At 65.8% G+C, this 18,184-nt stretch carries 23 protein-coding genes and 1 pseudogene; 13 read left to right on the top strand and 11 right to left on the bottom strand.

The genetic code is table 11. The annotated features are described in order from the left end of the window. Nucleotides 1–448: pseudogene (locus tag ACP97_RS20180) on the top strand (hypothetical protein); the annotation flags it as partial. Here the strand turns inward: ACP97_RS20180 and ACP97_RS21035 are convergent. After that, nucleotides 445–573 (bottom strand): hypothetical protein, encoded by a 129-nt coding sequence (locus ACP97_RS21035; RefSeq protein ID WP_272913444.1) that lies wholly within the window; start codon nucleotides 571–573, stop codon nucleotides 445–447. The pseudogene ACP97_RS20180 and the gene ACP97_RS21035 overlap by 4 nt on opposite strands. Before the next feature lie 353 nt (nucleotides 574–926). Between ACP97_RS21035 and tbsP the strand changes: the two genes are divergently transcribed. Further along, nucleotides 927–1,757: a transcriptional regulator TbsP gene (gene tbsP / locus ACP97_RS09115; RefSeq protein WP_049997524.1), complete on the top strand. Its 831-nt coding sequence runs from the start codon at nucleotides 927–929 to the stop codon at nucleotides 1,755–1,757. A 30-nt stretch (nucleotides 1,758–1,787) separates the two neighbouring features. Here tbsP and ACP97_RS09110 read toward each other — a convergent pair whose 3' ends face one another. Next, complete coding sequence (locus tag ACP97_RS09110; RefSeq protein WP_049997523.1) at nucleotides 1,788–2,729, bottom strand: alpha/beta hydrolase; 942 nt, start codon at nucleotides 2,727–2,729, stop codon at nucleotides 1,788–1,790. A gap of 98 nt (nucleotides 2,730–2,827) precedes the next feature. Between ACP97_RS09110 and ACP97_RS09105 the strand changes: the two genes are divergently transcribed. After that, complete coding sequence (locus tag ACP97_RS09105) at nucleotides 2,828–3,451, top strand: METTL5 family protein (protein WP_049997522.1); 624 nt, start codon at nucleotides 2,828–2,830, stop codon at nucleotides 3,449–3,451. A 32-nt stretch (nucleotides 3,452–3,483) separates the two neighbouring features. On the opposite strand, the gene ACP97_RS09100 is transcribed toward ACP97_RS09105, so the two are convergent. Beyond that, nucleotides 3,484–5,130 carry a rhomboid family intramembrane serine protease gene (locus tag ACP97_RS09100; protein ID WP_049997521.1) on the bottom strand — a complete coding sequence of 549 codons (1,647 nt, stop codon included), beginning with the start codon at nucleotides 5,128–5,130 and terminating at the stop codon, nucleotides 3,484–3,486. Between the two features lie 79 nt (nucleotides 5,131–5,209). Between ACP97_RS09100 and ACP97_RS09095 the strand changes: the two genes are divergently transcribed. After that, nucleotides 5,210–5,491: a DNA-directed RNA polymerase subunit L gene (locus ACP97_RS09095; protein WP_049997520.1), complete on the top strand. Its 282-nt coding sequence runs from the start codon at nucleotides 5,210–5,212 to the stop codon at nucleotides 5,489–5,491. A 3-nt stretch (nucleotides 5,492–5,494) separates the two neighbouring features. Here the strand turns inward: ACP97_RS09095 and ACP97_RS09090 are convergent, their stop codons facing one another. After that, entirely contained in the window at nucleotides 5,495–5,728 is a 234-nt protein-coding gene (locus tag ACP97_RS09090; RefSeq protein WP_049997519.1) for a hypothetical protein, read from the bottom strand. Between the two features lie 90 nt (nucleotides 5,729–5,818). On the opposite strand from ACP97_RS09090, the gene ACP97_RS09085 reads away from it, so the two are divergent. Continuing rightward, nucleotides 5,819–6,046 carry a DUF7860 family protein gene (locus ACP97_RS09085; RefSeq protein ID WP_049997518.1) on the top strand — a complete coding sequence of 76 codons (228 nt, stop codon included), beginning with the start codon at nucleotides 5,819–5,821 and terminating at the stop codon, nucleotides 6,044–6,046. A 153-nt stretch (nucleotides 6,047–6,199) separates the two neighbouring features. Here ACP97_RS09085 and hisF read toward each other — a convergent pair whose 3' ends face one another. Then, a complete protein-coding gene (gene hisF, locus ACP97_RS09080; RefSeq protein WP_049997517.1) occupies nucleotides 6,200–7,015 on the bottom strand; it encodes an imidazole glycerol phosphate synthase subunit HisF in 816 nt (271 codons plus the stop codon). An 87-nt stretch (nucleotides 7,016–7,102) separates the two neighbouring features. Between hisF and ACP97_RS09075 the strand changes: the two genes are divergently transcribed. The 3 genes from ACP97_RS09075 (at nucleotide 7,103) to ACP97_RS09065 (ending at nucleotide 9,501) form a co-directional block, all read left to right on the top strand. Continuing rightward, a complete protein-coding gene (locus ACP97_RS09075) occupies nucleotides 7,103–7,384 on the top strand; it encodes a DUF7550 family protein (protein WP_049997516.1) in 282 nt (93 codons plus the stop codon). Between the two features lie 106 nt (nucleotides 7,385–7,490). Then, nucleotides 7,491–8,588 carry an NADH:flavin oxidoreductase/NADH oxidase gene (locus ACP97_RS09070; protein ID WP_049997530.1) on the top strand — a complete coding sequence of 366 codons (1,098 nt, stop codon included), beginning with the start codon at nucleotides 7,491–7,493 and terminating at the stop codon, nucleotides 8,586–8,588. A 76-nt stretch (nucleotides 8,589–8,664) separates the two neighbouring features. Beyond that, complete coding sequence (locus ACP97_RS09065) at nucleotides 8,665–9,501, top strand: aldo/keto reductase (RefSeq protein ID WP_049997515.1); 837 nt, start codon at nucleotides 8,665–8,667, stop codon at nucleotides 9,499–9,501. A gap of 152 nt (nucleotides 9,502–9,653) precedes the next feature. Here the strand turns inward: ACP97_RS09065 and ACP97_RS09060 are convergent, their stop codons facing one another. Further along, nucleotides 9,654–10,208, bottom strand: coding sequence for a GNAT family N-acetyltransferase (locus tag ACP97_RS09060; protein ID WP_049997514.1), 555 nt, complete (start codon nucleotides 10,206–10,208; stop codon nucleotides 9,654–9,656). Nucleotides 10,209–10,279: 71 nt separating this feature from the next. Next, nucleotides 10,280–11,329 carry a diphthamide biosynthesis enzyme Dph2 gene (dph2, locus tag ACP97_RS09055; RefSeq protein WP_049997513.1) on the bottom strand — a complete coding sequence of 350 codons (1,050 nt, stop codon included), beginning with the start codon at nucleotides 11,327–11,329 and terminating at the stop codon, nucleotides 10,280–10,282. A gap of 120 nt (nucleotides 11,330–11,449) precedes the next feature. Between dph2 and ACP97_RS09050 the strand changes: the two genes are divergently transcribed. From ACP97_RS09050 to ACP97_RS09035, 4 genes are all read left to right on the top strand, one after another. After that, on the top strand, nucleotides 11,450–12,109 hold the full coding sequence (locus ACP97_RS09050; protein ID WP_049997512.1) for an alpha/beta hydrolase: 660 nt from the start codon (nucleotides 11,450–11,452) through the stop codon (nucleotides 12,107–12,109). A gap of 39 nt (nucleotides 12,110–12,148) precedes the next feature. Beyond that, nucleotides 12,149–12,556: a YlbF family regulator gene (locus ACP97_RS09045; protein ID WP_049997511.1), complete on the top strand. Its 408-nt coding sequence runs from the start codon at nucleotides 12,149–12,151 to the stop codon at nucleotides 12,554–12,556. Between the two features lie 228 nt (nucleotides 12,557–12,784). Further along, on the top strand, nucleotides 12,785–13,078 hold the full coding sequence (locus ACP97_RS09040; protein WP_049997510.1) for a hypothetical protein: 294 nt from the start codon (nucleotides 12,785–12,787) through the stop codon (nucleotides 13,076–13,078). Nucleotides 13,079–13,118: 40 nt separating this feature from the next. After that, complete coding sequence (locus tag ACP97_RS09035; RefSeq protein WP_049997509.1) at nucleotides 13,119–14,489, top strand: bifunctional metallophosphatase/5'-nucleotidase; 1,371 nt, start codon at nucleotides 13,119–13,121, stop codon at nucleotides 14,487–14,489. A gap of 15 nt (nucleotides 14,490–14,504) precedes the next feature. Here ACP97_RS09035 and ACP97_RS09030 read toward each other — a convergent pair whose 3' ends face one another. From ACP97_RS09030 to ACP97_RS09020, 3 genes are read right to left on the bottom strand one after another with little or no spacing between them, the layout of a single operon-like run. Beyond that, a complete protein-coding gene (locus ACP97_RS09030) occupies nucleotides 14,505–15,962 on the bottom strand; it encodes an RtcB family protein (RefSeq protein WP_049997508.1) in 1,458 nt (485 codons plus the stop codon). A 46-nt stretch (nucleotides 15,963–16,008) separates the two neighbouring features. Continuing rightward, nucleotides 16,009–16,419 (bottom strand): archease, encoded by a 411-nt coding sequence (locus ACP97_RS09025; protein ID WP_049997507.1) that lies wholly within the window; start codon nucleotides 16,417–16,419, stop codon nucleotides 16,009–16,011. Continuing rightward, nucleotides 16,416–17,279 carry a DUF502 domain-containing protein gene (locus ACP97_RS09020; protein WP_049997506.1) on the bottom strand — a complete coding sequence of 288 codons (864 nt, stop codon included), beginning with the start codon at nucleotides 17,277–17,279 and terminating at the stop codon, nucleotides 16,416–16,418. The genes ACP97_RS09025 and ACP97_RS09020 overlap by 4 nt, the downstream gene beginning before the upstream one ends. An 88-nt stretch (nucleotides 17,280–17,367) precedes the next feature. Here ACP97_RS09020 and ACP97_RS09015 point away from each other — a divergent pair, with 88 nt between their 5' ends. Next, a complete protein-coding gene (locus ACP97_RS09015) occupies nucleotides 17,368–17,847 on the top strand; it encodes a GNAT family N-acetyltransferase (RefSeq protein WP_049997505.1) in 480 nt (159 codons plus the stop codon). A 9-nt stretch (nucleotides 17,848–17,856) separates the two neighbouring features. On the opposite strand, the gene ACP97_RS09010 is transcribed toward ACP97_RS09015, so the two are convergent. Next, nucleotides 17,857–18,171 (bottom strand): EthD family reductase, encoded by a 315-nt coding sequence (locus ACP97_RS09010; protein ID WP_049997504.1) that lies wholly within the window; start codon nucleotides 18,169–18,171, stop codon nucleotides 17,857–17,859. Nucleotides 18,172–18,184: the final 13 nt, after the last annotated feature.

Genomic DNA, 18,184 nt, shown 5'->3' with positions numbered 1-18,184 from the left:
GATCGTCACCCTCTCGGACATTCTGAACCGCGACGCGGTTCGGATGGGACGGGCGCTCGCGGGGCTGTTCGATGCCGGATTTCCGTTGCGCGCCGCCCTCGACGTCGCCCGCAGCGAGTGCATCGTCGGTGGGCAGTACCTCGTCGTCGGCGACGGTGAGTTCACCATCGCCTACGCCGCGAGCGGCACGCCGATCCTCTGTGAAATCGAGCGCGCCGAGGGACGGTTTCGGGTCGAGCAGTTCACCTATCCGACGCGCAAACACGGTCTCGGCAGTCTCTTCATCCCCGCGATGGGCGAGAGCGACTGTTATCTCTCCTCGGGTCACGTCCGGACGCTCGACCTCTCGGCGCACGAGTTATGGGCGCTGCTCGAACTCGAAGCCATGCCGGTGAAAGTCGACGGCGAACTACACTGGAGCGACCGCCTCGATCTCGGTGTGATCTAGGGGCCGGAGTAGCCGCAAGCGCTGCCGGCGAGCGCCGCCCCCGTCTGCCCGACACACGACATCTCGAACAGGATGCTGGTCGGTGGCGATTCTCCTTCGGCCGTCCCGTGCCGGCTGTTGGCCATAACACTTTTGAGAGGGCCCCGATGACGCATGAATATACCGTAATATTTCATATAGTAACGCACGTGGTCAGAATGGTTCAAGGCAACTTTCCGGCGGATCCGACGACGATCGCTCGGGAACTCACGTTTCTAAGGGTTGAGGACGAGCAACACCCATTCGTCATCGTGGTTCGTGGAAACGTGGGCAAGACTGGCTTCCCAGTGACGGGGTGATTGCTGCTCTCCGACCACGGGGTGTAAGGCGTCCTGCCCGAACGATCGTCCGATATGTTGCCTAATTCTTTCGATTTTATGCGTTTCAGGTCCTCTCGGCCAGTAAAATTAAATAGACAGGGAACCTCCGTTTAGCTACGATGAGTTTCTCGAACCGAATCGAAACGGACGTCGCCGAAATCTACCGCACCGTGTTCGCGGACGCGCCCGACGAGGCGCTCGTCGTCGTTCCTGCGGCGACGTCGGTCGAGCGGCTGGTCGCGGTGCTCGCGGACCTCGACAGCCCGCCGACGGTTCGACTGCTCGCGTTCGACGACACGCTCAAGACCGTTCTCGACGACTTCCTCGTCGCCAGCATGGCCGCCGACCTCGTCGCCGACGGCACGCTCTCGCTGCGCACGACCGAGGACGCCGGCACCGGTCCTGTGATCGTCACCGGGGAGACGGTCGTCTCGCTCGTCACGGCCGACCAGCGGGTGGCCGCCCTCGGGACCGACGACGAGGCGTTCGTCGAGAGTGCCCGCGAGCAGTACGACGAGCGCTGGGCGGAGAGTCCGGACTACAGCCTCAGAACCCCGCCGATGTCGCGGGTGCGCGAGACGATGGCCGAGGCGTTCGATCCCGCCATGCGCGAGGACTTCGACGCCGTGCTCGCCTCGCTCGAAACCGCCCGCGGCGACGGCGACGGTCTCGACGAGGTGACGATCAGTCTGCTCGTCGCGGCGAAAAACGAGGAACTGCTCTACGACATCTCGAAGTGGGGTGAGGACACCGGCGTCGCCAGCAAGGCCACCTTCTCGCGGACGAAGACCCGGCTAGAGGAGATGGGGCTGCTCGACACGACGAAAGTCCCCATCGACGTCGGTCGCCCGCGCCTGCGGCTGCTGCTCGGCGACGAGCGCCTCGCCGAGGCCGACGCCGGTGAACTGGCCGCCGTCGCCAGCAGTCTCGTCTCGACGAACGCCGCCTGATTCTCCGCAATCGGTTCGCGCACCGACCACCTACCCGGCGAACGCTTCTTCGAGGTCGTCGGCGAGCAACCCGATGGCGTCGCGGCTGCGATCGATGGTGTCGACGAGATTGACGAACCCGTGGACCATCCCCTCGAAGTGCTCGTGCGTGACCGAAACGCCCGCCGCATCGAGGCGATCGGCGTAGGTGAAGCCCTCGTCGCGCAGTGGGTCGAACCCCGCAGTAAGGACTGTCGCCGGTGGAAGGCTCGATAGATCGCGCGCCAGCAGCGGTGCGACGTACTCGTTGCGCGCGTCGGTCGCGCGCTGGACGTAGCGCTCGTAGTACCACTCGATGCTGCCGTATTCGAGGAGGTAGCCCTCGGCGTTCTCCTCGTAGGAGTCGAATCGCTTCAACACGGGGGAGTTGACCGCCGGATAGACGAGCGACTGGTGACACAGTTCAGGCCCGTCGCGGTCGCGGGCCATGAGCGTGACCGCAGCCGTGAGGTTGCCGCCCGCGCTGTCGCCGCCGACGGCGATGCGCTCGGGGTCGCCGCCGAGTTCGTCGGCGTATTCGGCGGCCCACTCGACGGCCGCATAGCAGTCCTCGGCGGCCGCCGGGAACGGATGTTCGGGTGCGAGGCGGTAGTCGACCGAGACGACGAGACATTCGGCGGCGTTTGCGAGCGCGCGACAGACCGGGTCGTGGGTGTCGAGGCTGCCGACGACCCACCCACCGCCATGAAAGGTGACGAACACGCCGTACGGCTCCGTGCCCGTCTCGGGGGCGTACACCCGAACGGGAAGCGGGCCGCCGGGCCCCTCGATAGAGAAGTTTTCGACCCCGCCGACCGGTTCGGGATCGGGCGTCGCGAACAGTTCGTCGAGGCGAGCGCGGGCGGTCGGAACCGACATGCCGTGGGTCGGCGGCGCGCGCTGTTGGTCGATGAAATCGAGCAGTTGCTGCACCTGTGGGTCGGGTTCGTCCATCCGGTCGGTCGAACGGTGGCCACCGACGTAGTTCTACCCCTCGGATAACTCCGATGTATGTGGAAAGGTTTTCGTATGCCCATTGGGTATGGTCGGCGATGAGTTCCGTGAGCGCGCTGGCCCAGCAACTCGCCGTCGTCGCCGGCTTCGAGAACCCGCAGGCGAGCCTGGAGCAGTACCGAACGCCGCCCGAACTGGCGGCCAGACTGGTCCACGACGCCGACCTGCAGGGCGACATCGAGGGCCGGTTCGTCGTCGATTTGGGGACTGGAACCGGGATGCTCGCGCTCGCGGCCGCACTCAGGGGCCCCACGGGGGTGGTCGGCGTCGACATCGACCCCAATCCGCTCTCGACGGCGCGCGACAACGAGGGACGGGTCGGCACGGCAGCCGACATCTCGTGGCTGCGCGCCGACGCGACCGACGCGCCGCTCGACACGGATGGAGGGACGACCGTGGTGATGAACCCTCCATTCGGCGCACAGAACGACAGCGAACACGCGGATCGTGCGTTCCTCGCCACGGCCGCCCGCGTGGGCGACGTCTCGTATTCGGTGCACAACGCCGGCAGTCGGGATTTCGTCGCATCGTTCGCCGCCGACAACGACGGGACGGTCACGCGCTCGTTCCGCGCCGAACTCGATCTCCCCAAGCAGTTCGACTTCCACGACGCGGACTCACACACCGTCGACGCCGAACTCTTCCGCATCGAGTGGGCGTAGTCGGGCGGCGAACCCCACTCGATACGCAGGACTCACTCGTACGTCTCTCGTTTTGCCACCCGAACGCGCGTCTCGCCGGCCGTGACGAACAGGTCCCGGCCCTCGCGGCTGAAGGTGAGGTTCGCGGCGCGCGCGGTTCCGTTTCTCGGGAGCGGCACGCGCCCAACCGTTCGGTTTTCCCGTGAGACGACCAGCCCGAACCCCTTCCGTCGAGGGACTACCGAGACGTTCTTGTTCCGGATCGTCGCGTCGGCGGTCGCCGGTTCGGAGCGGTAGGCGAGTCGGCTGTGATTGCCGTGCTCGAATCGAACTTTGTAAGCCCGCTCGCCGCCCGTCCGCCAGCCGGTGCGTAAGACTCGCACTCGCTCCTCCCAGCCGAGACCGCCGACACGGACGGTCGCACAGCCGGCGAACTGCAGGCGCGAGGCTCTGACGGCGGTCGTCCAGAGGTGTCGGCGCTCGCTCGCCACGACGACGCCGCTGGCGTTGACGGTCGTACTCTCGCCGAACGCCGCAACGTCAACCACCGACACCTGCCGGTTGGTGACGTTCTCGGCGTAGTGCACGGTGTAATCGCGTACGGCGATGGGATTGCCATCGGGCGTCGCGTCGGCGGGCGCGGCGGCCGCCCGTGCCGTCGAGGAATCGACGGTGGTGAGATTCACCGGGATCGCGGGAGCCGAAAGCGCCGCGAGCGCGAGCAGGACGACGACCACGGCCCCCACCCGGCGCTCGCTGCCGCCGACGAGCGGTCGCGTCGGCGAAAAGCGACCGGGGGCGGCGACGCTCGCGGCGACCAGCGTGGCAAGCCCGAAGACGAGCACCACGCCGAGCGCCCGGTAGAGCACGAACCCGCCGTTGCCGCGAAACCAGTAGACCGCCCACAGCGACTGCGAGACGGCGAATAGGACAGTGCCGAGCCAGAGCCGGCTCGCCGAGGGTCCCGTTCCCCGACGGCGGACGAGGGCGATACCGGCCAGAACACCCACGAGCAGGCCGATGGCGTGGGCCTGAATAGCGATGCCGGCCCACCACGGCGCTCCGAACGAGGGTTCGGCGCTGGCCTGTACGACCGGGTTCTGGATGGCGGCGTAGAGCTGTCGAACAGCACCGCTGGCCGCGAGCGCGACCACGGTCGCGAGCGGGTACTGTACGAGCGCGAAGCCCGCGAAGGCGAAGAGCACGCCCGAGAAGCCGATGACGGGTCCGATCGAAAAGAGCGCGACGAACAGCCCGACGAGGAGGGCGGCGGCCGGCACCGCGAGCACGCGGCCGAGGGGGGTCCTCACGAGCGGCGAACCGCGCTCGGACGGGTAGTGGCCCCATGCGTACTCGGCCAGCGGCGCGAGTGCAACCGTTCCCACCAGATTGCTCACCAGATGGCTCGGGCCGACGTGGGCGAACGAGGAGAGGGCCATGCCGAGCGGGTAGAGGTACGACCACGCGCGGAAGGGCAGCGCGAGCGGGGCGTGCCAGTGCCGGAGCCCGCCCTGTACGAACACATAGACGACGAGCACGCCAGCCACCGTCGACAGCGTGCCCCACGGTACGCCGGCGAGAAAGCGCGTCCGCAGTGCGCGCTCCCAGTCGTCCGTGTCGAGTCGCCACGCGACGAGCGCCGAGACGAGGACCGCGAGGACGACCCCGACGCGGACGAGCGCCAGCCACGGCGAGACCATGATCGGTGGTGGGTGGGCGTGGGTTTCACTCTGTCGCGGGAGTCCGTCAGGTTGAAGCGCGCGAGCGCGAAGAAACCGTATGGACCTGCGCGTCATCGAGAGCGGCGACGAGGAACTGTCGATAGAGATAACGGGCGAGGATCACACGTTCATGAACGTGCTCAAGGGCGCACTGCTCGAAACCGAGGGTGTCGCGGCGGCCACCTACGACGTCAACCCCGAGCAGTCGGGCGGCCAGACCGAACCGGTGCTCACCATCCGCACAGAAGGAACGGACCCGCTCGACGCGCTCGAAGCCGGTGCGCAGCGGGTGAGCGACATGACAGCGGCGTTCCACACGGCGTTCGAGAGCGCTGCCTGACGGTTAGTTCGCCGACCGGACCTGTCCGACCGCCTCGCGGGCGAGCACGAAGCCCGCGATGAGCAACACGCCGCCCAGCACCGCCATCCAGAGCCCGATCGTCTGTTCGCCCGCCCCAAGGGTCTCCATACCATTGAGCTCGACGACCACGCCCGCCACGGCCGCGACCGCCGCGCCCACGGCGCGAACGGCGGTCGATCCGAACTCCGCAACCAACTCCATCGCAGTCTCGTACATTTGAGTCGACTCGTTCGCGTGGGGACAAAGCGGTTGTGCTTCGCGGGGACGAAACGCAATCTTTGAGGCAGTCGGCGGGAAGCGGTGTGTATGGCTCGGTACGGCGACCTCGATTACGGCTGGCTCACGAAATACGGCTTCGGACTGGGTGTCACGCTGTTCGTCCTCGGCGCACTCGGCGCGATCGCCGGTCCCGCGCTGTTCGGCCCGCTTCCCGGCTGGGGTGAGACTCTCCTCGCCGACAGCGAGATCGCCGGCATCGTCATCGCCTTCCTCTCGGTGATTTTCTTCGGCATCGTTCTGCCGCTGACGGAGTGAGCACACCGACGGCCACTGCCCGCTCTCAGCGCCGCACCGGTATCCCCTGCTCGTCGAGATATTCCATTGGCACCTTCTTGCGGCCCGATTCACTTCGTTCACGGGGCCGCAAAAATCTGCATCAAAAACCGCCTGCCACAGGCGAGACGACCCTTAGCGTCGGACCGGTATCCCATGCTCGTCGAGACGTTCCTTGACCTCCCGAATCGAATACTCGCCGAAGTGGAAAATCGAGGCCGCAAGCGCCGCGTCCGCACCCGCCTCGGTGAACACCTCCGTCATGTCGGCGGGACCGCCACAGCCCGAGGAGGCGATGACCGGCGTCGAGACGGTCTCACAGACTGCGCGCGTCAATGGGATGTCGTACCCCTCCTTCGTGCCATCGGCGTCGATGGAGTTGACGAACAGTTCGCCCGCACCGCGATTTTGGGCCTCGCGCGCCCACTCGATCACGTCGATGCCCGTCCCTTCGCGCCCACCCTTCACCGTGCACTCGAACCAGCACGATTCGCCGTCGATGGTGACGAAGTGTTCGCCCTCGCCGTCGTAGCGGCGGCGCGCGTCGACCGAGATGACGATACACTGGCTGCCGAACGATTCTGCGCCCTCGGTGATGAGACTTGGACTCTGGAGTGCGCCCGTGTTGATGGAGACCTTGTCCGCGCCCGCCCGGAGGGTCTCCCTTATATCCGCGCGGGTGCGGATGCCGCCGCCTACTGTCAGGGGAATGAACACCTCGTCCGCGACACGCGAGACGACGTCGAGCATCGTCTCGCGGCCGTCGGCGCTCGCGGTGATGTCGAGGAAGACGAACTCGTCGGCCCCCGCCTCGTTGTACTGGCGCGCCATCTCGACGGGGTCGCCCGAGTAGGTCAGGTTCTCGAAGTTCACGCCGGTGTAGACCGCCGGCTCGCCCGCCTCGTCGAGGTCGACGTCGATACAGGGAATGACTCGCTTCGTCAACGCCATTGACGCGACCTACCGCACTCCGAGCAAAAAGCAATCCGGTCGCCCCCGACAGGGAGGCTTTAGTAGCCCGCGGTCATCGACTCGGCCATGAGCGACGACGCGCCGACCGAGCCGCGCGAGTCAGAGGCCGGCCAGGAGCAGGCGACCGACACCGAAAACGAGACGATGGTCGAGGGCGACCACGAGAGCCGCGAGAGCCACCCCGACGCGGCGGGCGAGGGAACTCATGGAAGCGTCGAACCGGTCGCCACCCGCGAGACGGCCCCGATGAGCGACTTCTCGGGCCGCGAAGTCGGTATCGGCGCGCTCGTGGCGCTCGTCGGTCTCGTGGTCGTGTTTGCGATTCCGCTCGCGCTCACGCTCGGCTGAACCGGCGGCGAGACACCGTTTCCGGAATCGGCGGTATAGACCTGTTTTTCGTGCCACGGCGGCCGTTTTCGTCACCGTCTTTCCGGGTGAGCACGTGGTTTCGGTGATGACAGCAGATCTCTTCGCGCCGCTCGAACTGCGCGAGACGACGATCCCGAACCGGGTGATGGTCTCTCCGATGTGTCAGTATTCTTGTGAGGATCGCGACGGGCTGGCGACCGACTGGCATCTCGTCCACCTCGGTAGTCGGGCGTCCGGCGGGGCCGGCGTCGTGATGACCGAGGCGACCGCGGTCGAGGCGCGCGGGCGCATCTCGCCGGAGGATCTGGGCATCTGGAGCGACGCCCATGCCGACGCGCTCGCGCCGGTAGCCGAGTTCGTCAAATCCCAGGGCTCGGTGCCGGCCATCCAGCTCGCCCACGCCGGCCGGAAGGCGTCGAAATCCCGACCGTGGGACGGTAGCGAGCCGCTTCAGCCCGACGAGGGCGGCTGGGAGACGATCGCCCCCAGCCGGGAGCCGTGGCCCTACGAAAGCGGGGCGACGGAAACGGCGGCGATGACGCAGGACGACATCGAGGACGTCATCGACTCCTTCAGGACTGCCGCCGAGCACGCCGACGAGGCGGGCTTCGATATCGCCGAGGTCCACGCCGCCCACGGCTACCTCCTCCACGAGTTCCTCTCGCCGGTCACCAACCACCGGACGGACGATTACGGCGGCGACTTCGAGGGCCGGAGCCGCTTGGTCCGCGAGGTGACGGCCGCGGTGCGGGAAGTCTGGCCCGACGACAAGCCCGTCTTCGTCCGTATCTCGGCGACCGACTGGCTGCCCGAGCGCAACTCGTGGACGGTCGAGGACTCGATCAGATTGACCGACGACCTCGCCGCGGCGGGCGCGGACCTCATCGACGTGAGCGCCGGCGGCAACGACCCCGACCCGCAGATCCCCTCCCGGGGACCGGGCTATCAGCTGCCCTACGCCGACCGCATCACCCGCGAGCGCGAGTCCGATATCGCCGTCGGGGCGGTCGGCGGCATCTCCTCCCCCGTTCAAGCCGACGCGCTCGTCCGCAACGGCCGGGCGGACATGGCCATCGTCGGCCGCGAGCATCTCAGGGACCCGTATTTCTCGCTGCACGCCGCCGATACCCTCGACCGGTCGGAACAGATCGAGCCACCCATTCAGTACCAGCGCGGGTTCTGAGGTCCGGTATCTCGTACTTGCCGAACGGACTGCCGCGGCCGAAAGAGGCTCCCGTGTGGTAGTCGTCTTTCGTTCGATGGCAACCGAAAACCGGAGCGACACGTTCGATATCGGCGGTGAAGATACTGTTCATCGACTGGGCTACGGCGCGATGCGACTCACCGGCGAGGAGATCATCGGTCCGCCGGACGACGAAGAGGAGGCCAAGGACGTCCTCCAGCGGGCCACCGAGTTGGGTGTGGACTTCATCGACACCGCCGATTCGTACGGGCCAGCGGTCTCGGAACGACTCATCGGCGAGGCGCTCGCGCCCTACGAGGACGTCTTCGTGGCGACGAAAGGCGGACTCTGGCGCGACGACCGCGACGCCTCGTGGCCGCGCTGTGGCCAGCCGGGCTACATCCGCAATTCGATTCTCGGGAGTCTCGACCGGCTCAAAGTGGACCAGATCGACCTCTATCAGTATCACCGCCCGGACCCCGACATCGACTACGCCGAAGCCGTCGAGACCTTCGCCGACCTCACAGACGAGGGGAAGGTCAACCACGTCGGCGTCTCGAACGTCTCGGTCGAGCAGCTCGAAACCGCGCGCGACGTAGTGGAGATCGCCACCGTCCAGAACCAGTACAACATCGGCGACCGCGAGCACGAGGAGGTTCTCGACTACTGCGAGGAGCATGATATCGGATTCATCCCGTGGGCACCGCTCGGCTCGGGCGACCTCGACGGTCTCGACGAAGTCGCCGACAACCACGACGCGACCGAGTATCAGGTCGGGCTCGCGTGGCTGCTCCAGCACTCGCCCGTGATGCTTCCGATTCCCGGTACCTCGAGTATCGACCACCTCGAAGAGAACGTCGCCGCAAGCGACATCGACCTCACCGACGAGGAAATCGAAACCATCGAGAGCTGAGCCGGACGAGCGGTCGTGCTCGATTTTTCGGACTAACTGTATGAACTCGATCGAAGAGGGTGTAGCCTGGGTTCTCGTCTGTATCGCGACTCGTCAGAAGGCTACGCGGTGAAAGTATACGAGAGCTACTGGTAGAGTTCGATAAGCGAGACTCACGAATCGTGCTGTTCGCGCCACTCCTCCCGCAACAAGCCGTACTGAATCATGTCGCGGTGTGCGCCGTCGACGAACATGTATTTGCGACGGCGGCCCTCCTCGCTGAAGCCGAGCGATTCGAGCAGTCCCTGGGAAGCGTCGTTGAAGTCGAACGCACCCGCGCCGATGGCGGGCGTCTCGTAGCTCCGGAAGACGTACTCGACGACGAGCGCGACCGCCTCGGTGCCGTAGCCCTCGCCGTGGACCTCCGGGACGAGCCAGTAACCGAGTTCGGGACGTTTCCAGTCGGCGTCCTCGACGGCGACGACGCCGATGGGTTTCGTCTCTCCCTCGTCGGGTTGGCCGGGACCCGCATCGTCGTCGAGACTGACGAGAAAGCGGTCAGTGCTTTCGGTATCCCAGTTTTCGACCTCCTCGCGGTTCCTGAGCGGGGAGCCGAGCGGGTAGCGGATTTCCGGATTGGCCGATGCGCGCTGTGTGAACGGAATATCCTTCTCTTCGATGGTTCGGAGCGTGACGCGCTCGCCGCGCTCGATGCGTGCGCCGGGCATGGGTACACGACCGGGATGGCCGGCATATGCGTTCCGGCTCGAAGCGGTCGACTAACAGCAGCCCACGACGCCTACCACGTGCCGTGGAAAGTATCGAACGAGAGGTTCTCCAGCGGTTCGTTGCCGACGGCGATCTCGTACTCGCCCGGCGTGAGCATCGGTTTGTGGAATCGCGGACCGTCGTCGGTCGTAATTCTCGGACACCCAGTGTTGACGAACGCGTCCATGTCGAAGTTCCGGAGCCTGTCGGGCGTCACCTCGTCCATCGTGATGAGGTAGGCGTCGTCGTTCTCCTCGACGATCTTCTCGGCCTGGTCGTAGCGACCCTGGCCGATCTTCGTACAGAAGATGACGCCCCATTTCCGTGCATCCATCGCGCGGTGGACGGCCCCGTAGCGCTGTTTGAGGAATTTCTCGGTGTCGGCGATCGAGACGGCGTTGTTGACGGGATCGGCGATGACGACCCGCTTGTCAGGGTGTTCCATCGCCAGTCCGAGGGGATGGAACTTCCCGCCGCCCACGTAGAGCACTTGGTCGGCGTCGATGTCCGCCGAGGCGTAGTTACAGCCCAAGACCTGCCCCTCGTGGGTGAGCCGCTCGTCGCCGCGGCGTGTGTGGACGTCGAACTCTCGCTCCTCGAGCCACGCGCGCATCTCCTCGAACTTGTTCATGTGCTGGGCGGTCGTCACGAGGCCGACGTCGGGGTTCTCGGCGGGGTCTGCGAGTTCGTCCAGAGAGTCTTCGAGGATCGGCTCGACGTCGACGTTCGAGAAGAGCGGGACGTAGATGATCTTGTCCGACTCTTTCATCGGCGAGTGGCCGAAGTGGACGAACACGTCCGTGCGGCGCATCATGTAGGTGTCGAGGTCGCAGGCGCCATAGCAAGGCTGGCCCGACAGGAGTACCCGAACGTCGTCGGGCAGGAGTGCGCGCAGGTCGTCGGTGACCGCGGGACCGCGGCGCTTCAGCCCCTCGGGGAACTGGAGACCGACCTTCTTCGCGTCGCGCTCCTCGACCGCTTCCACTATCCTGTCGAGTTCGTAGTCCCACTCACGGTCGTGCTTGAGCGACATTCCCGTCTTGGTGAGGTCACCCGACTTCGATTCCGACGTATGGCTCATTGACCGGGTTTGGCTGTCCTGACGTTTAGTCTCGGTGTTTTGCGTGAGCGACGAGACGCACAGGCCATCGAATCGTTGCTGCCCAAGAGGTTGAAACCCCTTACCGACCTACGTCGCTCCATGCCCGCCGACCTCCCGCTCGAACACGTCCACGTGGACCCCGATAGCCTCACCGAGGGACCCGCACCGGCGGTGTTCGTCCTTCACGGTCGCGGCGCGGACGAGCAGGACCTGCTTCCCGTGGCCCAGCGCCTGCCCGACGAACTCCACATCGTCAGCCTGCGCGCGCCGGACCGACTCATGCAAGGCTATACGTGGTACGAGATGGTGATGCCCGACGGTGATCTCCATCGCAGCCAACCCGACGAGGAGGAGTTCCGCCGGAGCCTCGATCTCGTCGCCGAGAACATCGAGGCTGCGATCGAGCGCTACGACCTCGCACCAGGGAGAATCGGACTGCTCGGATTCAGTCAGGGGGCCATCACGAGCCTCTCGCTTTTGTGCGAGCAGCCGGACCGGTTCGCGTGGGTCGTCTGTTTACATGGGTATCTGGCCGAAACACACGCCGACAGCGCGCCCAATGGTATCGCGGGCACACCGGTGTTCGTCGGTTCGGGCACCGCCGACCGGATGATTCCCGCCCAGCGCGCCGAGCGGGCCGCCGACCGCCTCCGTGAGATGGGTTGTGCGGTCGAGTCCCACCAGTACGAGAGCGCCCACGGTATCGGCCCGGACGAACTCGCCGACGTGGTGGCGTGGATCGAATCTCGACTCCGCTGACCGCCACGTTGAAGGCGCTCACGACCCAACCGGGGAGTGATGAGCACCGAATCGGAGGTCGACGCCGGCGTCGAAGCCACGACACGGGACGAACCCGAAACCGTCGCGGGCGATCTCGGCGCGGCCATCGCCGACACGCCGGAGTACGAGCGCTTCGTCGAGTCGAAAGCCGCTGTCGAGAAAAGCCCCGAAGCCCAGAAGAAGGTTCAGGAGTTCGAGCGCCTGCGCGACGAGTTCGTGCAGGCTCGCCAGACCGGCGAGGCCACACAGGACGACCTCGAAACGCTCCAAAGTGCCCAGCAGGACCTTCACACGGTGCCGGCGATGGCCGAGTTCCTCGAAGCGCAGGAAGCCCTCGATGCGCGTCTCGAACGGGTGAACCAAGAGATCGCCGCCGATCTCGCCATCGACTTCGGCGACCGGGTCGGTGGCTGCTGTAACGACTAATCCGCCCCCACTTTTTTACTTCGGGGCATCGCGCGCCGTCGGCGCGCTAAACCCCTCGCAAAAACCTGGACTAAAAACTCCCGCTCGCAAACCGCGTGAGCGGTCAACCGCGCCCATTCCGTTCGCGCGGACACCTTCCGCACTACTGCACAGCACCGCCAGCACCGTACGGCGGCCGTATCGCCGCTGGAGGACCGAAGCTATACGCGTCCATACCCTTCTTCCGATATGGTTGCCGTTCGCTACACCTGTCCCCGCTGTGATGCGCTCGTCACGCTTGACCGCGAACCCGAACTCGCCGATAAGTCCGTGACGCCCTTCGCCCTCGATGGCTGGGAGTACGCCGCTCCACACGAGAACTTCGAGGAGGGCGATGGCGTCGAAATCGTCTGTGGGGCGAGCGAAACCGACGGCGAGGGCTGTGGCGAGTTATTTTATCTGAACTTCGTCAACTACGAGCAGGGCCGTGCGGTGGAGGCACACACTACGCCGGCGGATGTCTCGTTCGACTTTCTTCGATAGCCCGGAACAACTTTATCCACTCCCATTGATATGTGGACGAATGGCCCCGCGCCTGTTGCACTACGCCGATATCGAGAACGCCTACGACGACCCGGAACGCATCGGGCGGCTCGCCGGACTCATCGATCAGTTGCGCGACAGCGAGACCGTCGTGTGCGGAGCGGGCGACAACACCGCGCCCGGCGTGCTCTCGCTCGTCACGCAGGGCCGGCAGGCGCTCGATTTCTACCGTGCCGTCGAGCCGGACGCCGAGGTATTCGGCAACCACGACTTCGATTACGGCGTCGAGGCCACGCGAGAACTCGTCGGCGACTCCCCACAGCCGTGGCTCGGCGCGAACGTCTTCGAAGAGGGCGAGCGCTTCGCCACCGACGCGGGAGCACTCGCGCATACGGTCGTCGAGACTGATGCTCATCGCATCGGCCTCGTGGGCGTGGCGACCCCCGACACGCCGGTGATGACGCCCGAAGCGGACGACCTCGAATTCACCGCCTCGGTCGCGGCCGTCGCCGAAAGCGTCGAAGCACTCGAAGGCGAGGTGGATTACACGGTCGTGCTCTCACACTGTGGCGATGACACCGAACTGGCGGCGGAACTCGACGTCGATGCGGTTCTCGGCGGGCACGACCACACGGCCCACACAGAGCGCATCGCTGGAACGCTCGTCGCGCGGCCCGGCGCGAACGGCCGACGGCTGCTCGACGTTGAACTCGGGGACGACGAAGCGACGCTGACCGCCCACGCCGTGCTGGACGGGCCGCTGGACGAAGATGTCGAAACGGCGCTCCGCAAGCGGATGGACGAGACGGGATTGTCGGAGGTGGTGACGACGCTCGATACGCCTCTCGAACTCGAAAAGCGAGACCGATACGGTGGCGAGAGCCGCGTCGGCAACGTCGTGACCGATGCCCTTCGCTGGCGAGCCGACACGGAGGTAGCGATGCTCAGAGCCGGCATCCGGGAGAGCGACCCGCTCTCGGGAACAGTGACTGCCGTGGACCTCGTCGGCGTGTTGCCCTTCGACAACGATCTCGTGGTCCTCGAACTCACCGGCGAGCAACTGCTCGAGTCCTTCCGCGAGTGCGACCACTCCTATCGCTATCCCGAGGTCCCTGACTGGAGGGTTGGTCACGTCAGTGGTGCGACTCTGGTGTGGGACGAACCCGGACAACTCGTCGAGGCGCGGGTCGGTGGCGAACCTGTTGCCCCCGACCGGACGTACTCCGTCGCGGTCGATTTTCACCACGTCGAGAGCGACCACCTCTTTTCGGCGTTCGACGAACGCGACGTGGTTCGAACAGTTGGGAAAGCCTACGAGGCGCTCGTCGAGTACGCCCGCGAATTCGGTATCGACCCGGAAATCGAAGGTCGGATACGACGGCCGGCGGTCGAGCAGTCAGAAATCCGCTGATTCATCCCGGCTGACTCAGCCTTTGATATTGCACACGGGGAAGGTTCGCGCCACGGTGTCGCCGATGCCCAACTCCTCGGACACCCTCACGACTTCGTCGACGTCCTTGTAGACGCCGGGCGCTTCCTCAGCGACGGTCGCGCCGCTCTGAGCCTTCACGTACACCTTCTGCCCGCGGAGTTCGTCCTGGACGTCCTCGCCCCAGAACTCGCTTTTCGCCTGCGTGCGACTCATCGTCCGGCCCGCGCCGTGGGCCGTCGAACCGAATGTGGTGTCCATCGAGGCTTCGCCACCACGGAGGACATACGAGCCAGCGCCCATGCTCCCCGGGATTATCACTGGCTGGCCGACGTCCCGGTACGCCTTCGGGACTTCCTCGCGCCCGGCGGGGAACGCCCGGGTCGCGCCCTTGCGGTGGACGTAGAGTTCGCGCTCCTCGCCGTCCACGTCGTGGACTTCTTTCTTGGCGATGTTGTGCGCCACGTCGTAGAGCAGGTTCATCTCCATCTCCTCCCACGAGCGCTCGAACACCCGCTCGAACACCTCTCGCGTGCGATGCATGATGACCTGACGGTTGACCCAGGCATAGTTGATGGCCGCACACATCGCGCCGTAGTATTCGTCCGCGAGCTGGCTTCCCGCCGGAGCGGCCGCGAGTTCCTTGTCCGGGAGCCGATCGACCAGTCCCGAGTGCGCCTGCTCGACCTCGCGGGTGTACTCGGTACAGACCTGATGGCCGAGTCCCCGCGAGCCACAGTGGATGAGCACCACGATCTGGTCCTCCGACAGCCCGTAGGAATCGGCCACTCCATCCCGGAAGACGTCGGTCACGCGCTGGACTTCGAGGAAGTGGTTGCCCGACCCAAGACTCCCGATCTGGTTCTTGCCCCTGTCTTTGGCCTTCTGCGAGACGGCATCGGGGTCGGCGTCCGGCCGGCGACCCTCGTCCTCGCAGTGGGCGAGGTCCGCTTCGACGGCGTAGCCCTCGTCGAGCGCCCACTCGACGCCCCGGTCGAGGATCTCCTCGACGGTTTCGACACCGGATTCGACCACGCCGCCGCCGCCGAGTCCTGATGGAACGTTCGCAAAGAGCGACTCGACCAGTTCCTCCTCGTGACCCTCGACGTCCTCGTAGGTGAGGTTCGTCGTCATCATCCGCACGCCACAGTTAATGTCGAAGCCCACCGCCCCCGGTGAAATACAGCCATCCTCGGCGTCGATACCGGCAACCCCACCCACCGGGAAGCCGTACCCCTGATGGCCGTCGGGCATGCAGACCGCGTATTTTTCCACTCCCGGGAGCTGTGTCGAGTTCTGCAACTGTTCGAGCGTCTTGTCGTCCGAGATCTCGTCGAGCAGCGCCTCGCTGGCGAGCACCCGTGCGGGCGCGTTCATCGCCCCCTCCTGTGGGATCTCCCAGACGTATTCGTCCACCCGTTCGAGCGTAACTCCGTCGGCGTCGTAGGTATCCATGCCCGCCTTACTCCGCCGTCGCCGGAATAGGTTTCGTCTCCCCGGGTCAGACGTCGAAGACGACATAGGCCCGCCAGCCTCCCTCGTCCTCTTCGATGCACATCTCGGAGTACGTCACGGCCTTGATCTCCCGTGCATCGACGTCTGAGAGCGAAACACCGCGCGCGCTCGCCTCACCGCGCCACTCGTCGCCATCGCGCTGTACCGTCGCCCGGTTTGCGACGGGCAGTACGCCGCGCACGTCGCGCTGATAGATGCAGTCGGCGAGATACTCGTACAGGAGCGCCTCGCGGTTCTCGGCGCTGACGGTGAACTCGAAGCGCTCGCCGCTCTCGGGGATCGCTTCGCACATCGCCGCCGCCAGTCCGTCGGCGACCGCGCCGAACGTCTCGTCGAGCGTCGCTCCCGCAGCGGCGACGGCCACGTCCGCGGTGTGTGCGCGGAGTTCGAAGCTCACGACTCGCCACGCTCCGTATCGCTGCTCTCGGCGGGTTCGGCGGTGCGTTCTGCCGGTTCGGGGTTCGCCGGCCCGCCGACGAGTCCCTCCTCGACGGTCGTCCGCTCGGCGTCGTACTCGCCGAGCGCCGCCAGTTCGTCGGCCGAGAGACTCGTCGTGTCCTCCGTATCGCCGATGGCGACGCCGCTGGTGACGATGGCGCTGACGGCCTGCTCCACGGTGAGGTCGACGTCGTAGACCCGCGCTGCGGGGACGTGGACCAGAAACCCGCCCATCACGGGGTTGGGCGCGAGCGGCATGAACAGCGTTCTGAGGTCGTCGTGGCTCGCGGCCTCGTCGATGGTCGCCGGCGGCTGGGCGGTCACGAACGCGAACGAGTAGGTGCCCTCGTTCGGGAACTCGATGAGCTTCACGTCCTGAAAACTACTGGTGTCGCTTTCGAGCAACACGTCGCTCATACGCCTGAAACTCGTGTAGACCGAGCCGACGCCCGGGATCGCCTCCATCGCGGTGTGGAACCACTGGGAGAACTTCCGCTCGGAGGAGGTGGCGTGGGCGACGAACCCGACGACGAAGACGATGGCCACGAGCGCGAAGATGGTGCCGAACTCGATGATGACCGAACCGAACGCCGGTCCGAGACCGATGGCACGGGCGATACCGGCGACCGGCCCGATGAACCCGAGCACGCGCGCCGCCTCGACGACCGGCGTGAGGACGTTACTGAGGAAGTTCAACACGAACGCCAGCACCATCACGGTGATGAGGAATGGGATCGTGAGCGCAGCGCCCGTGATGAGCCACTCGCGCAGCGTGTGCAGCACACCCGACGACTCTCGCGGTTCCGACGCCGAAGCCATACCGCAGTCAGCGGTGGCCCCCTCGAAAACGTTGTGCCTTCCCCTGCGGGCGGTGGAGTTATGGTTTCGTGTGCACTATCGACCGACAGTGAGTGTCGATGTCACGAATCGCGTCGCCGGGCCGGGCAGCGACGAGCATCTCGACGCCGCGTGGGAGCTGAAAGAGCGCATCCGCCGCGAGGAGGGCGTGCTCAAACAGCGCCGCGGGTTCTTCGCCGACGCCTACCGCCGCGCGACCGTCCACCTCGTCTTCGCCGGCAGCGACGACGACCTCATCGGCTTCGCGGCCGTCCGCCGTGACGGTTACGTGCTCTTTCTGGCCGTCGATTTCGCCCACCGCGGCGAGGGCTTCGGCGAACGGCTCGTCGCCACCGTCGCCGAGGAACACGGTTCGGTGAGCTGTCACGCCCGCGCGAGCAATCGGGACGCCGTCGGCTTCTACGAACACATCGGCTTCGAGATCCAGCGCCACATCGACCACTACTACGAGGACGGCGGCGCGGCCTACTACCTCAAACTCGGCGACGGCGGCCTGACCGACCGCATCTCGTCGTTTCTCAGGAAGTGAGCTACCCGCCTACTCAACCTGCACCGTCTCGTCGAGCACTAGCTGGATGTTCTCGTCCGTCTCGGTGAAGTTTTCGAGGTCGTCGAGCGCCCACCGACCGGCCTCCGAATCGAAGGCCGTCTCGACGTCCTCGGGGTTCTCGAAGTAGAGTTCGGCGATGCCGTCGTACTCGCTTTCCTCGGGGTCGAGTGCGACTCCAGTAGTGTACTTTTCGAGGCTCGGAATCTCGCTCGCCCGCGGGGCGTGCTCGTCGTGCCAGTGGTCTTCGAACGCCTCGATGCTCATGCCGTCTTTCTTGACTAACCCGACAACGAGTTTTATCATCCGAAACGGTGCG

The organism is Halococcus sediminicola (assembly GCF_000755245.1).
GTDB lineage: Archaea > Halobacteriota > Halobacteria > Halobacteriales > Halococcaceae > Halococcus > Halococcus sediminicola.
Note: the sequence above shows the minus strand (reverse complement) of the source record. Positions and strands in the feature narration are given on the sequence as shown.